Below are 14,525 nucleotides of genomic sequence, written 5' to 3' on the forward strand. Positions count from 1 at the left end.
GCCGGTCTTTTAAGTACACTGCAGATTGGCAGGTTAGACGACATTCTCACCCAGAATTATTTTGGGCATTGTGGTTAAACAGCGATTCCATCGCTTATAAAATTTCTCTACACCAAGCTTAGATACTCTTGCATGAGCTTCTTCATTCTCCAATACCCAGTATAAGACATATGTCACCTTACCAACATTTCTTGTAAGACGAACAGGTAATTCGCCCTCTTTAACCGCATTAAAATCTTTTTGTCGATGAGTACGTTTTATATAGTGTACGTCTATGACACCATCTTGTTTTAAATAAAACGCAGCTACTTCCCTCATCAGTTCCTCAATTTCATCCAACTTGGTTAGTTTTGCTTCATATATACAAATTTCGTTAAACATGAAATACCTCCGTAAAATGGAATTTGTTTAGATAGGGGAACGGCCATAAAACCCTTTCTTCAAAAATAAAATACGTTTTTTAATATTGGTGATGGCTATTTTGGTATTTATGACAGAGTCATATCCATGAATGGTTCCTTTTGTTTCATTTATTTCAACAGTCGCTCCTGCTTCCCGCAAGCGTTTTCCATATAGAATGCCTTCATCATGTAAACAATCATATTCTGCGGTTTCGATATAGGAGGCCGGAAGTATTTGAGGTAAACTACTATGCATGGGAGAAGTGCCATATATATCTTTATCTTTTAAATTCTTGCAGTAATATAACCACATTCGTCTGTTGCTCTTTGAATTCCATAACGGAGTATCTGAAAACTTTTTCATGGAATCTGTCTGCATATCTACATCCGTTACAGGATATACAAGCATTTGAAGACAGGGCTGTTTCAACGCTTCATGTTCATAATTATTACAGATCAGTGCAGCAATGGATGCACCGGCACTATCTCCAGCCACTCCAATCTTTTCCTTATCAATTCCTAATGCGTCTGAATTTTCCATAATGCATTTATATAACGCCACAACATCATCATATGCTGCCGGATATGGATACTTAGGGGTTAAATGATAATCCGGGTAATAAACCCTGCATTTTACTTTCATTGCATATATACACGCAAGTTTTTTATGATAGGCGGAAGCCTTATAACTGAATGCTCCTCCATGTACATAGATCAAACAGGGCAGCTTTTCTTTTACATTTGATGGCTCAAATATTTCCACCTTAAATTTTAACCCCTTATGTCCTGCAAGAGTAATATGCCGATCAACAACTTCTCTTGGAACCCTTGTTAGATTAAAAGATATAACCCGAAAGATATTGGCACACTTTATGATCATCTTATTATAGGGTACGTTTTTAGCTATTTGCATTAATTCAGAATTGATCTGTTTTTTGTATTTCATTTATAGACATGTCCTTCTTTTATTCTCTGTAACTATTCAGCACCCTCACAGTTACAGGCAAAAATCTATGCAGAATCGCCTTTGGCGATGGGATTTTTGCTTGGCCGTGGTACACTTTCTTACGGTCAGCGCAGTGAATGCGCAGAGCTACTGAATAGTTACTATTCTCTCTACTATTTGCATACTCCAATTATATCACTACAGTGCGGAAAAATCAGCTTGCGTGCAAGGATACTCTACTTCCATGTAGATGGGTAATCCAAATGATAGGGTAATTTTGTATTACGATTTCCTTTTGCAGAATTCACTTGTCCTTGTGTCAAAAATACGGCTTCACTTAAATCGGCATTACTAAAGTTAGTATCCCTTGTATCAGCGCCTAAAAAAATGGTTCCCTTAAAGAGGCTCTTTTCAAAATTAGCAGCAATTAAAAGCTTTGTGCTAAGGTCTGCTCCACTCATATCCTGTCCCTTGTAATTGCCCCCGAGAAAATTAGCCGGAATTTTTTTGTTTTCACTATGCATACTTTTCTGAAGCAGCTTACACACTTGCTTCAAAATTGTATTCGACCGGTTTCTGTATTGCTCTAAATCTATAGATAAGATATTAGTGGGGCGATAATGGCACATTTTTATATTTTCCTCGATCAAACACTGAATGGATTTTGCTAATGGCTGTGCTGAAACAAGCGACATGGCTTCAATCAAATAATATCTGATTTGATAAAGCTGAAATACTATAACAAAAACATCAAAAATTTCTGCTGCCTGGTTTGGTATGTCATTCCAAGTCCGGCCTTGATAAATAACCTGTGTCACCTGCTGTCCGGCACCGAAGCAGTCATAACCAATACAACCTTTCATTTTCTGCTTTTCAAGCTGCGAATGTATTTTACATCGGTAATCTTTTAATAAATTTATACATGGCTGACCTGATACTTTATCTTTTGGAAAGCCATCCATTTTTGAAAAATACAGAGCAGTACAACACAATCCGGAACATTTTGAACAGTCAGACTTCATAGGTTCCCACATTTTATCATTTCTTTCATGTATCATCATATACTTTAATCCCCTATAACTTTTAATTTTATCTGTTTCATACCAGTGTACCGGCATAACGTTATTCTTTTACTATAAGAACTAAATATAAAATGTTTTATGGTGCACAAAATATTTAAAAAAAGGAAACGCTGCATGATCAACATTTCCTCTGCTACATCATCATGGTATCGGTGTTAAAAAGTCTTCAACGTTTTTCGGCTACAAATATAGAAGTCATTTTTCACTTTTATGACGTTTAATAAGGAGTAAGAAAAAAAGAATCAGCCATAATACCCAAGCAATCAAACATCCAATTCCAACAAAATAAATATCTATTATAGCTCCAAACAAAAAAGGGATTGCCATATATATCATTCTTTTTCCATAAAGCCTGCACATTCCCTTCTCATCATATTGTTTACGTTCTTCAGTCGACCTCGTATTATAGCCAGATAGGAAATTGGCACCTTTTCCGTTTGATTTATAAAATAAAATACCTATTATAAACATAGTCATAGACATTCCTATATCAAAAAGAATACAAAAAAGTCGCATAGTTTTTCCACCATAAATTTCAGTTTCGCTTAACTTCCATTACTCACAGTATAATTCTATTTTGCAAATAATGCAATTGAAAAGGAACAGGAGACTTTTTCGTAACAATTCTTCTGTATTTAATTCAAAATGTCCATATTCAAGTTCATTACTTTATTTCAGTCATAGAATTTGGTTCTAAATGTTTCAACTGCTTTTGACAGGAACAATCTTGCTGCCCTCAGCCACCTGATGGGATACAGTGAGACAGTAACCAAGGGTGTTCAAACAGTTTAGAAAAAAATAAAGGAAACGCTGTAAAATCAACGTTTCCTCCACTTTTTGATAATGCCGCAAACCGGAATCGAACCGGTACGGGTATCACTACCCACGGGATTTTAAGTCCCGGGCGTCTGCCAGTTCCGCCACTGCGGCAAAAGATATCGGATAGGCGAACCTATCCGATAAAATGGACGGTGGTGGATTCGAACCACCGAAGCAATTTGCAGCAGATTTACAGTCTGTCCCCTTTGGCCACTCGGGAAACCGTCCATGATAAATATGAAAATGTCAGTTCTCTTTGATACGTTATTATTATAACAGATTTTTACCGGATTGCAAGGGCTTTTTCAGCATTTATTCAGAATGGGATCTGTTCTGCCTTTCCTTCATGCGTCGGCATCCGGTAATCGCAAGGATTAACCGATGGACTTCCGGTTTTTCTACAATTGGGTGGTGGTATACGGATCGAGCGCACGGGAAGGGACTTAAGCATCCCCACTCCGGCTTACCTGGCACTTTAGTCTGAGATGATTGTAAGGTTGACATGACAAATGCGGAGGTGTATACTTTGTGTAAAGTTAACATGACAGAAAGGAACTGTAATGAAAAACAGGATCAGGGAATTGAGGGAGCAAAGAGGGATGACCCAGGAACAATTGGGAAACCTGGTGGGGACATCCAGGCAGGCGATCAATGCCATAGAGACAGAAAAGTTTGAGCCATCAATCTGGCTTGCCTATGATATCTCGTGTGTTTTTGCCTGCTCCATTGAAGAGGTATTTTTGTTTGATGTCAGCCCAAGAAAGTCAAGGGCGGAAAGCAGCAGGAGGGACAACAATGGCAATAAGAGAACTGCGGTATGACGGAGATCCTATATTGAGGAAGCAATGCAGAGAAGTGGAGAACATTGATGGCAGAATCCGGCAGATCCTGGATGACATGATGGATACTCTGCATCACACGGAAAACGGCGCAGCACTGGCGGCAAACCAAGTGGGAATCTTGAAAAGACTGGTGGTCATTGATTACCTCGACAAAACGCTGAAGCTGATCAATCCGCAGATCATTGGCAGCAGCGGGGTTCAGGAATGTATAGAAGGATGCCTGAGCTTTCCGAACCGCTTTGTAAAGACTATCCGTCCACAGCGCGTTACCATTCAGGCAGTCAATGAAAATGGGGAGGAGATCATCCTGACAGGGGAAGATGAGATGGCAAAGTGTTTTTGCCACGAGCTTGAGCATTTGGACGGTGTGGTCTTTCTGGATAAGGCAGTCAAGGATACAGAGTGATCAACAAGTCCTTTTTAATGGCATTTTTATTTCTTTTCTCTATCACTTTTACCGTTTTAATATGGCTGGTGATAGGATAGATGCCATAGGAGGGACAGTTATGACACAGATCAGAAAGTCGATTCAGAGAGCGGAAAACAGGTTTGATACCACAGCGGCCCATTTTGCACGGAGGCATCCGTGCATCAGCCTGCTCTGTACTTTTATCGGTATACCGGTATTTATTCTGGGAGCGGTCTATGCGCTTGCGTCTGCTGTTGTTTGCCCAATAGCGTGGGCCTGCGGGTGGATGTGATCATAGTTACTATTCAGCCTTCCGGCTTCATAGCAGCAAAAGCATGCACAGTTCTGCCCTTCAGGGTACAGACTGCATAAACCGCAGTCTGGCGCGTGGCTGTCTCGGGATTGCCTTGTAATTGCAAGGCAACACCTGGCGGGATAGAGGAAGGCTGAACTGTTACGGATTATATACTTTTTCCTCTTTTTGTTCCTTGCATAAATACAGGGCATTTGATAGAATGATAGAAAATGAATCGTAGGTTTCGATGATCTCAGATAATTGACGGAGCCATGGAACAAAAATAGGAGCCATATGGGCAATATGAAAAATAAAGAGCATAGAACGTTGCTGTCTAAGGAAATGGGCGGTTATGACCTGCAGATCCTGAGTGATAATATTCCGGGCGGCATGTTTTCCTGCCGTTTTGATGAGAAATTAACTCTTTTGCAGATGAATAAAGGATTTCTGTCCATGCTGGGTTATACGCAGCAGGATATAGAAGAAAAGTTTCAGAACAGCTTTTGGGAAATGATAGAGCAGAGGGACCGTGAGGTCACCTTGGAGGAGGTGCAGAGACAGATGGCCCTTGGCCCGGATAAAGAGCTGGAGTATCGGATGACCTGCAAGGACGGACGCACGATTTGGGTTTTAGATAAAGGGCATCTGCTCCGTGATGAAGAGGGCAATCAGTATTTCTGTTGTGTGCTTGTAGATGTGACGCGGAGCAAGGAGCTGGAAGAGAAACTGCGCCTGTCCCTGGAGCGGCATCAGATCATCATGGACCAGACTACAGATATCCTTTTTGAATGGGATATCCAGGCGGACACCATGATATTTTCCGGCAACTGGGAGAAAAAATTCGGATGCCCCCCGGTCACACAGCATGTGAGCCGTCTCTTTTGGCAGGCACCCTATATTCTGCCTGAGGACCAGCCGCTTTTTACAAAACTTCTTTCGCGTATCCGGGGCGGGGAACATTACGCGGAGGAGGAAATCCGTATTTTAAACGGAAAACAGAATGCTGTCTGGTGCCGGATACGGATAACCGGACTGACAGATAAAACAGGACGGGCAGTTCGCGCAGTGGGGGCAATCCTGGATATTGACGCGGAGAAGAAAAAGGCCCAGAGCCTCATGGAACGCGCGCAGCGTGATATGCTGACTAAATTATATAACAAGGGAAGCAGCCAGGAGTATATCCAGGCCGTATTGGCAAGCAATGTGCCGGGGAAGATGGCAGCACTGATGATAATTGACCTGGATAATTTCAAACATATGAATGATACCATGGGACATCTCTTTGGCGATGCCCTGCTCTCTGAAGTTGCCCACAGCATTCAGAAGCAATTCCGCAGTGAGGATATTGTAGGGCGGGTAGGCGGCGATGAATTTTTAGTGTTTCTGGGGCAGATACCCAATACTGCCCTGGCAGAACAAAAAGCAGTCCAGGTAATGAAGGCTATAGGGGAAATGGCAGTGCAGGAACTCACGGAAGTGGAGCTTTCCTGCAGCATTGGCATAGCTATTTATCCGGAGTGCGGGCAGACCTATCATGAACTCTTTCAGCGGGCGGACCAGGCACTGTACCGGGCGAAGAACCAGGGGAAAGGGAGATACTGTATAGCAGACGCAAAGCTGCTTTCAGAGGAGTTTCCCGTGCAGCCCTGCAGTGCAGCCAACACCAGGATCGATTCTTATGAGGAGACGGAGAGCAATGTGGAACTGCGTCTGTTTGAGTATGTGTTCAGGATCCTGTACAAATCATCGAATCTGGACACCGCGGTCAATGCCATTCTGGAGGTGGTGGGGCGCCAGTTTGATGTGAGCCGTGTCTACATATTTGAGGATGAGGAGGACCCGGATTATTGTACAAACACATATGAATGGTGCAATGAGGGCGTGAGACCGGAGATCGGGAATCTTCAGCATGTGCTGTACGCCAATGATCTGGAGGGTGGATACCAGAGCAATTTTAATGAGAGCGGCGTGTTCTACTGCCGTGATATTGATGTGCTGACGCCGCAGCAGCGGGAAATCCTGGATCCTCAGGGAATTAAGTCCATGCTGCAGTGCGCCATTTATGACAAAGGGCAGTATAAGGGATTTGTGGGATTTGACGAGTGCCGTATGAACCGCTACTGGACCCAGGAACAGGTGAATACGCTGGTATTCATTGCGGAAATACTGAGCACCTTCCTGCTGAAACTCCGGGCCCAGGATAAAGCGATCCAGAATGCGGCATCCCTGGAAGCCATTCTTGACAATCAAAGCTCCTGGGTGTATGTGGTGCGTCCCGAAACAAGGGAAATGCTTTATATCAACCGAAAGACCAGGGAGTGGGTACCGGAGGCAAAGCTGGGCAATACCTGTCATAAAGCATTCTTCCACCGGGATACGCCCTGTGATTTCTGTCCCATAAAGGATATGGACAGTGAACATCCCAGGTGTGTGCGGCAGGTTTACAATCCGTTTCTGCAGGTATGGACATCTGCAGATGCCTGTTATATAGAATGGAAGGGAGAGCAGGTGGTCCTGCTTACCTGCCATGATATAACTGATCTGAAAAAAGAAACAGGGAATGACCGGGACTGCGGGGATCGGGGCAGTGGTCAATAGAATGAAGGCAGTCATGCCGTGGTTTATCCAGCATGGCTGCCTTTATATGTTTTAGCCTGTTTTATTTGTCCTGAATGCTCACGCCTTTGATGGCAACGCTGCCTCCCCGCACTACCTCAATATTCTTAAAGTAATTGGAGAAGTAGGATATGATCTCATCATTTCGTTTCTCCGTCTGAAGGCTCTCCAGCAGCATTTCCGTTTTGCCGTAGTCCACCACAGCTAGGTGGAAGATCGTTGCGATGCGGAAAACCTCTGTCTTTACAGCCTCGTCGCAGTCCTTGATCTTAATGTACAGAACTTCTTTTCTGTGGATGCGGGAATTGGTAAAGTCAATCACCTCGATTACCTCCACACAGCGGTTTAACTGTTTTTTGATCTGCTCAAAGGTGGAGTCATCGCTCTCCACACTGATGGTCATGCGGGAAATGGTGGGGTCCTCCGTGGTGCCTACCGTGAGGCTTGTGAGGTTGTATGATTTTCCGGAGAACAGGCCTGCGATTTTAGCCAGCACACCTACTTCATTTTCTACATATAAGGAAATCCATCTTTTCTTCATATTCTTCTCCTCCTAGCAGTCCAAGATCATGTTATGCAGCGGCTTTCCGCCCTGTACCATAGGCAGGACCAGTTCATCGCTGTCAATGATAAATTCCAGAATCGTCGGGGCATCTGTGTTGCCTTTGGCAAACTGGAAGGCCCGGGCCATATCTTCCTCTTTCTCTACGCGCATACCGTAAGCACCATAGCTCTCTGCCAGCCTTACAAAGTTGGGGGTGTATTCCGGGCAGTCCTTTCCGGGCGCCTTGCAGTTGGCGCTGCAGGTCTTTCTGCGGCGTGTACAGGTGGAGGAATAACGTTTATCATAGAAAAGCTGCTGCCACTGGCGCACCATGCCCAGATAGCTGTTGTTGAAGATACAAATGATGACCGGGAGGCCGTATGCCACGGCAGTTGCCATCTCCTGGATATTCATCTGCATCCCTCCGTCACCGGAAACACATACCACAGGCTTCCCGGGGTATGCAAATTTGGCGCCCAGGGATGCAGGAAAGCCATACCCCATGGTGCCCAGGCCGCCGGAGGTGAGAAGCTGTTTCTTCTCGTCCATTTCCAGATATTGTGTTACCCACATCTGATGCTGGCCTACGTCTGTGACAAAGATGCCCTCCTCAAACTGTTCGTTGATGCACTGCACGATCTTCTGAGGTGTGATGCCCTTGTTCTGGTCCATGTCCAGAGGATGTTCCTTCTTCCAGTCCGCAATCTCATCCAGCCATTCTCTATGCTCACAGCACTTGATGTGTTTCAGCATGGCTTCCATGGCGTCCTTGGCGTCTGCCACGATGGGGATATCCACCTGGATGTTCCTGGAGATGGAGGCCGCGTCAATGTCCACATGAACAATTTTGGCATTTTTGGCAAACTCGTCAATCTTTCCGGTGATACGGTCATTAAAACGGGTACCGATGGAGAAAAGCAGGTCACATTCACTGATGGCACGGTTAGCGGCATAGCAGCCATGCATTCCCACATTGCCCACATAGAGTTCGTGGCCGGTAGGGATGGAGCCTTTTCCCATAATGGTGGTGATAACCGGGATTCTGGTAGTCTCCGCAAGAGTCAGGGCTGTCTCGTTTGCCCTTCCGATATTTACACCTCCGCCCATGAGGAACAGAGGCTTCTTGGCGTCTTTCATCAGCGTCATGGCTTTTTTTAACTGTCCCATGTGCACGCCGCTGCTGGGTTTGTAGCCGCGGATGTGTACTTCTTTGGGATAGTGCTCATCCCCTTCCTGCAGCATGATATCTTTAGGAAGATCGATCAGAACAGGTCCCTTCTTGCCGGTGTTGGCAATATAGAAGGCTTCCTTGATGATACGTCCCAGGTCATTGCGGTCGCGCACAGTTACGGCATATTTGCAGATGCCGCGGGTGATCCCCACAATATCAACCTCCTGGAACGCGTCGTTTCCAATGAGGTTTGTGGGAACCTGGCCTGTGAAGCACACCAGGGGAACACTGTCGTAGTTGGCGGTGGCGATTCCGGTTACCAGGTTCGTGGCTCCGGGGCCGCTTGTTACCAGACAGACACCGGTGCGTCCGGTAGCTCTGGCATAGCCGTCCGCGGCGTGGATCAGACCCTGCTCGTGGCGGGGGAGTATCACCTGGATGGAATCCTGTTTGTACAGCTCATCAAAGATGTCGATGGCGTAACCGCCGGGGTATGCGAAGAGATAATCAATGCCTTCTTTCTGCAGTGCTTTTACGAATAATTCATTTCCTGTCATGGACAAAATCCTCCTTTAACTCATTTTTAGATGGTCCTGATACAATGAAAAACGCCCTGAACTGAGAATTCAGTTCAGGGCGGATAAGTCATCCGTGGTACCACCTGATTTCAGGAAAAATCCTGCGCTTTGCCAGTACGGATAGCCATAGGGATATCGATACTGTTTTCCCTGTAACGTGGGAAAGGGACGTTGAGGTCTACTTAGAGATATCTCATCTCTGTTCGGCTCACTGCTCAGGGGCTACTTCCATACTTCCTTGCTGAAGATTCACACCATACATCTTCTCTCTGAAAGCCGGCTGGGTATGTACTCCTCCCCGTCACCGCATTTATCTAAATGCTTTTTTAATTGTTTTCTAGCATAACACACAAAATGAATTCTGTCAATGGTTGAAAAATGAACAATTTGACGGCATACCGGGATTCCTGTATACTGGAAGAAAAAAGAGGAGGTCCCTATGAGAACCAGAGAGGAAGCGGTTTCCTATTGTCTGAAAATGCCGGATGTATTTGAGGACTATCCTTTTCATGATCAGAACTGGACAGTTATCCGGATAAAAGGCAGCAGGAAGATCTTTGCGTGGATATTTGAGCGGGAGGGAAATATCTGGGTGAATCTGAAGACAGACCCCCAGTGGAGAGATTTCTGGCGCGCAGCCTATACCTCAGTGCTCCCTGCTTACCATCTGAATAAAGAGCATTGGAATTCCGTTATTTTGGACGGCTCTGTACCGGAGGAAGAAATCCGCAGGATGATAGGGGAAAGTTATGACCTGGTGAGAGGAAAGAAATGAGGCCGCTGTACATAGAATAGTGTAAAGCCGGAACAGCGGAGAGAACATGGAATTAAGAGAGAGCGAAACCTTTAAGAATCTGATAACGGCCTACAAAGGAGAACTACAGGCCTGCGGAAAATACCAGATCTATGCCAAACAGGCCAGAAATGAAGGCTACATGCATATCGGAGGGATTTTTGAGGAGACATCACGCAACGAACTGCATCACGCGGAGATATGGAAGAATGTCCTGAACGGCGGAAGTATGCCCGAAACAAGCAGGAATCTGGCCAAAGCCCATGAGGATGAGAAAAAAGAATGGTCGGAAATGTATGAAAACTTCGCTCAAAAAGCGGAGGAAGAGGGATTTAAAGGTGTGGCCAGGCTTTTCAGAGAGGTAGGAGAAATCGAACGGCATCATGATTACCGCTTTGAACAATTGACTCAGGATATTTTGACAAACCATGTATTCTGCAAAGACCTGGAAATGGTTTGGATCTGCATGAACTGCGGAAATATTGCGTTCGGGGACTGCGCGCCCATCCGATGTCCGGTCTGCGGCTGCCCCCAGGGGTATTATAAACTGAACTGCGAAGATTATTGAGAGGGAAAATCTGTAGGTATTTTGGTTACTGTACACAGGCCACTGTACCGGGAGGCGTTTTCATGCCGGAAGCATGAAAATCCCGAGACGGCCAGCGCGATATGGGGCAGAATGCGCCATATCTGTGCATCGCGGAGTGTGTTATTGGACACGGAGTGAACGGTAACGTGTTTTGTGTAAAATGTCATAATTGGGCAAAGTAACAGGTGCAATTTCAGTAATTTTGAGGTATACTATAACTATATTTAAGAAAAGCAGGAAGATAAAATTATGTTGGATCAGTACAGACGGAATATTGAATATATCCGCATCTCCATCACGGACCGCTGCAACCTGCGCTGCATGTACTGCATGCCGGAAGGCGGTATCGAACAGGTGGAGCACAGCGATATTCTGACCTACGATGAGATTGCCAGGCTGTGCCGCATTTTAGCGGAAAAAGGCATCAGCAAGGTAAAGATTACCGGCGGAGAGCCTCTGGTGAGAAAAGATGCGGCAGAGCTGGTAAGAATGATAAAAAACATACCGGGAATCGACAATGTGACCCTGACCACCAATGGAATGCTGCTGGGTGACCAGATGGAGGCTTTAGCGGAAGCGGGGATTGATGCCGTGAATATCAGTCTTGATGCCCTCTCCGGGGAGATGTTTGAGAAGATCACCAGGAGAAAAGGGCTTGACAGAGTTTTGGAGGCAATGGATAAAGCCCTGCAGTTTCCCCATGTGCGTGTGAAGGTAAATTGCGTCCTTCTGCATGGTGTGAATGAGGACCAGTGGATACCCATCGCAGGTCTGGCAAAAGACAGACCGGTGGATGTTCGTTTCATTGAAATGATGCCCATAGGGTATGGCAGAAAATATTGCGGTGAGGAGACCGAGGACCATGTACGGCATCTGCTGGAAGAGGCTTACGGCAAAGCAGTGTCCTTAAGCGGCAGATTCGGCAACGGTCCCAGTACATATATGCTGCTGGATGGTTTTAAGGGGAAAATAGGATTCATCAGTGCCATATCCCACAAATTCTGCGGGGACTGCAACCGGGTCAGGCTCACCGCAGAGGGATTTTTAAAACCATGTCTGCAGTTTTCACACGGGGCGGATATGCGCAGTCTGTTAAGAGACGGAAGTTCGGATGCGCAGATCGGAGCCGTAATGGAAAAGACCATATTTGAGAAGCCCAGAAGCCACCGCTTTGGAGAGGCGCAGGAGGAAGGGCTGGAGAACAAAAAGATGTCTGAAATCGGAGGATGAATACAATGGGAAAGGTACTGGCTGTCTGTATCAGCGAAAAAAAAGGAACACAGAAAAAAAATATTCAGGAGGCCAATTTTATAGAAGATTTTGGCATTGAAAAGGATGCCCACGCAGGAAAATGGCATCGCCAGGTGAGTCTTCTGAGCTATGAAAAGATTGAAGATTTCCGGAACCGCGGAGCAGAGGTGAAGGATGGCGCCTTCGGAGAGAACCTGGTCGTCAGCGGATTTGATTTTAAGAACCTGCCCATTGGGACAAGATTTCGCTGTAACGATGTGGTGCTGGAGCTGACACAGATTGGGAAGGAATGTCATCACGGCTGTGAGATCTTCCAGAAGATGGGGGACTGTATTATGCCCAGAGAGGGGGTATTTACCAAGGTTCTTCACGGCGGAAGGATCAAAGTGGGGGATGAACTGGTGATACAGGAAGACTGACAAAGAAAAAGTGAAGCCGGTACAGGGTTATGTACCGGAGATATGACAGAGGCTGCGCAAAAAGCAGTCTCTGTTTTTGGGTGTGGCAGCAGCAATCCTCCCGCAGAAACAAACCGTTTTTGTATATCCTGGAAGCATTGGGTGCATTCTATGAAAAGAAATATGGAACCGTAAAGGTACGAACCTTACAGGGACAGATAGAATGGAGGCTGCCATGACAAGTTTATGGATGGAGGAAACAGAGATACAGAGTTTTCCGGAACTGACACAGGACATCACAGCAGATGTGGCTGTGGTGGGCGGAGGAATGGCCGGGATACTGACAGCGCATTTTCTTACGGAACAGGGAATGCAGGTGGTGATACTGGAAGCGGATAGGGTTGGAAACGGCCAGACGGGAAAGACAACGGCCAAGATCACATCCCAGCACGGCGTGATTTATCAGAAGCTTCTGCAAAAGCATGGGGAAGAGGCTGCAGCAAAGTACAGCAGAGAAAACCAGAAAGCCATAGATCGGTACGAGGAAATCATACATGACAGGAAGATAGAGTGCGGATTTGTCCGTTGCCCGGCATATTTATACACTCTGGAATCACCTGATCTGCTGAAAGAGGAGGCAAAAAGCGCCGCCGGGCTGGGAATTGATGCCGGATTTACCGGGGATACAGAGCTTCCGTTTCAGGTGTCAGGTGGGGTACGTTTTGAAGATCAGGCCAGGTTTCATCCTCTTCAGTTTCTTCAGTCAATGGTCTGCGGACTCACCGTCTATGAGCATACAAGAGTGCTGCAGGCGGAGGGAAACAGACTTGTGACGGATAAGGGAAGCGTCAGCGCTAAGAAAATTGTTTTTGCCTGCCATTATCCATTTCTCAATGTGCCCGGATATTATTTCATGCGGATGCACCAGGAGCGCAGCTATGTACTGGGGCTTGGACAGGCGCCGGCACTTGAGGGAATGTATCTGGGTATAGACAGGGAAAATGCATGGTCCTTCAGAAGTGCCGGGGATCATCTGCTTTTGGGAGGAGGCGGACACCGGACCGGAGAGAACCGTGCAGGGGGAAAGTACGAACTGCTGAAAAGAAAAGCACAGGAATTCTATCCGGAAAGTAAGGTGCAGTATCAGTGGTCAGCGCAGGACTGCATGCCTATGGACCAAATCCCTTATATCGGCAGGTTTTCCGCGGAGACTCCTGACTGGTACACTGCCACGGGATTTGGAAAATGGGGGATGAGCTCATCCATGGCGGCAGCGGGCATGATAACAGAAAGCATCCTGGGTAAGGGGGATGATGCGGAGGTGTTTGGAATCTTTTCCCCGCAGCGTTTTACCCCATCGGCTTCTGCCGGAAATTTCTGCAAAGACAGCATACATGCGGTAAAGGATCTTGGCAGACGCATCTTTACGCAGGGCAGAAGTGATCTGGAGGAGCTTCCCCGCGGTCACGGGGGGATCGTGGACTATGATGGGGAAAAAGTCGGAGCATACAGGGATGAGGAGGGAGAGATCCATCTGGTATCAGCAAAGTGCCCTCATTTAGGCTGCCAGCTTGAATGGAACCCCGATGAAAAATGCTTTGAATGTCCCTGTCACGGCTCCCGGTTTGACTATATGGGACACTGTGTGGACGGCCCGGCACAGACAGGCATAGAGGAGGACAGAACCCATAAGTCTGACGGACATTCTGTCTGAAAAAAGTTGTAAAATCTGTGAAAATTTTGTATAATTAAGATAACTATTCAGTAGGTCTGCGCATTCACTGCGCTGAC

Annotated in this window: 15 protein-coding genes, 2 tRNA genes and 1 other annotated feature; of the genes, 9 read left to right on the forward strand and 8 right to left on the reverse strand. The window is 46.1% G+C overall.

The window, feature by feature from the left end:
* Positions 1-33: 33 nt before the first annotated feature.
* The 6 genes from C6P39_RS16750 to C6P39_RS16775 all read right to left on the reverse strand — a co-directional run bounded on the left by C6P39_RS16750 (position 34) and on the right by C6P39_RS16775 (position 3,476).
* Positions 34-381 (reverse strand): hypothetical protein, encoded by a 348-nt coding sequence (locus C6P39_RS16750; RefSeq protein WP_104804546.1) that lies wholly within the window; start codon positions 379-381, stop codon positions 34-36.
* Between the two features lie 27 nt (positions 382-408).
* A complete protein-coding gene (locus tag C6P39_RS16755) occupies positions 409-1,347 on the reverse strand; it encodes an alpha/beta hydrolase (RefSeq protein WP_104804547.1) in 939 nt (312 codons plus the stop codon).
* Between the two features lie 236 nt (positions 1,348-1,583).
* Positions 1,584-2,408, reverse strand: a complete 825-nt coding sequence (locus C6P39_RS16760; RefSeq protein WP_104804548.1) for a pentapeptide repeat-containing protein — start codon at positions 2,406-2,408, stop codon at positions 1,584-1,586.
* Positions 2,409-2,624: 216 nt separating this feature from the next.
* Positions 2,625-2,900, reverse strand: coding sequence for a DUF3784 domain-containing protein (locus C6P39_RS16765; protein ID WP_330407086.1), 276 nt, complete (start codon positions 2,898-2,900; stop codon positions 2,625-2,627).
* A gap of 373 nt (positions 2,901-3,273) precedes the next feature.
* Positions 3,274-3,359, reverse strand: a tRNA-Leu gene (locus C6P39_RS16770).
* A 35-nt stretch (positions 3,360-3,394) separates the two neighbouring features.
* Positions 3,395-3,476 (reverse strand) — tRNA-Tyr (locus C6P39_RS16775).
* Positions 3,477-3,808: 332 nt separating this feature from the next.
* Between C6P39_RS16775 and C6P39_RS16780 the strand changes: the two genes are divergently transcribed.
* The 4 genes from C6P39_RS16780 (at position 3,809) to C6P39_RS16795 (ending at position 7,392) form a co-directional block, all read left to right on the forward strand.
* Positions 3,809-4,069: a helix-turn-helix transcriptional regulator gene (locus C6P39_RS16780; protein WP_104804549.1), complete on the forward strand. Its 261-nt coding sequence runs from the start codon at positions 3,809-3,811 to the stop codon at positions 4,067-4,069.
* Entirely contained in the window at positions 4,044-4,496 is a 453-nt protein-coding gene (gene def, locus C6P39_RS16785) for a peptide deformylase (protein ID WP_104804550.1), read from the forward strand. Before C6P39_RS16780 ends, def begins: the two co-directional genes overlap by 26 nt.
* A 100-nt stretch (positions 4,497-4,596) precedes the next feature.
* Positions 4,597-4,791 (forward strand): hypothetical protein, encoded by a 195-nt coding sequence (locus tag C6P39_RS16790; protein WP_104804551.1) that lies wholly within the window; start codon positions 4,597-4,599, stop codon positions 4,789-4,791.
* A gap of 306 nt (positions 4,792-5,097) precedes the next feature.
* Positions 5,098-7,392, forward strand: coding sequence for a sensor domain-containing diguanylate cyclase (locus C6P39_RS16795; RefSeq protein ID WP_242987067.1), 2,295 nt, complete (start codon positions 5,098-5,100; stop codon positions 7,390-7,392).
* Between the two features lie 61 nt (positions 7,393-7,453).
* On the opposite strand, the gene ilvN is transcribed toward C6P39_RS16795, so the two are convergent.
* Positions 7,454-7,951 carry an acetolactate synthase small subunit gene (gene ilvN / locus C6P39_RS16800; RefSeq protein WP_095171386.1) on the reverse strand — a complete coding sequence of 166 codons (498 nt, stop codon included), beginning with the start codon at positions 7,949-7,951 and terminating at the stop codon, positions 7,454-7,456.
* 12 nt (positions 7,952-7,963) lie between these two features.
* The gene (gene ilvB, locus C6P39_RS16805; RefSeq protein WP_242987068.1) at positions 7,964-9,682 is read right to left on the reverse strand and encodes a biosynthetic-type acetolactate synthase large subunit; all 1,719 of its coding nucleotides are present in this window, start codon (positions 9,680-9,682) and stop codon (positions 7,964-7,966) included.
* 72 nt (positions 9,683-9,754) lie between these two features.
* Positions 9,755-10,017: a binding site (T-box leader), on the reverse strand.
* A 125-nt stretch (positions 10,018-10,142) separates the two neighbouring features.
* Between ilvB and C6P39_RS16810 the strand changes: the two genes are divergently transcribed.
* From C6P39_RS16810 to C6P39_RS16835, 5 genes are all read left to right on the forward strand, one after another.
* On the forward strand, positions 10,143-10,478 hold the full coding sequence (locus tag C6P39_RS16810) for an MmcQ/YjbR family DNA-binding protein (RefSeq protein WP_104804554.1): 336 nt from the start codon (positions 10,143-10,145) through the stop codon (positions 10,476-10,478).
* A gap of 46 nt (positions 10,479-10,524) precedes the next feature.
* A complete protein-coding gene (locus tag C6P39_RS16815; protein WP_095171380.1) occupies positions 10,525-11,064 on the forward strand; it encodes a rubrerythrin family protein in 540 nt (179 codons plus the stop codon).
* A 270-nt stretch (positions 11,065-11,334) separates the two neighbouring features.
* Positions 11,335-12,315, forward strand: a complete 981-nt coding sequence (gene moaA, locus C6P39_RS16820) for a GTP 3',8-cyclase MoaA (protein ID WP_104804555.1) — start codon at positions 11,335-11,337, stop codon at positions 12,313-12,315.
* Between the two features lie 5 nt (positions 12,316-12,320).
* Positions 12,321-12,755: an MOSC domain-containing protein gene (locus C6P39_RS16825; protein ID WP_095171375.1), complete on the forward strand. Its 435-nt coding sequence runs from the start codon at positions 12,321-12,323 to the stop codon at positions 12,753-12,755.
* A 214-nt stretch (positions 12,756-12,969) separates the two neighbouring features.
* Complete coding sequence (locus tag C6P39_RS16835) at positions 12,970-14,448, forward strand: FAD-dependent oxidoreductase (RefSeq protein WP_095171371.1); 1,479 nt, start codon at positions 12,970-12,972, stop codon at positions 14,446-14,448.
* Positions 14,449-14,525 lie beyond the last annotated feature (77 nt).

The sequence above is a fragment of the Blautia marasmi genome, from assembly GCF_900258535.1.
Taxonomy (GTDB): Bacteria; Bacillota; Clostridia; order Lachnospirales; family Lachnospiraceae; genus Blautia; species Blautia hominis.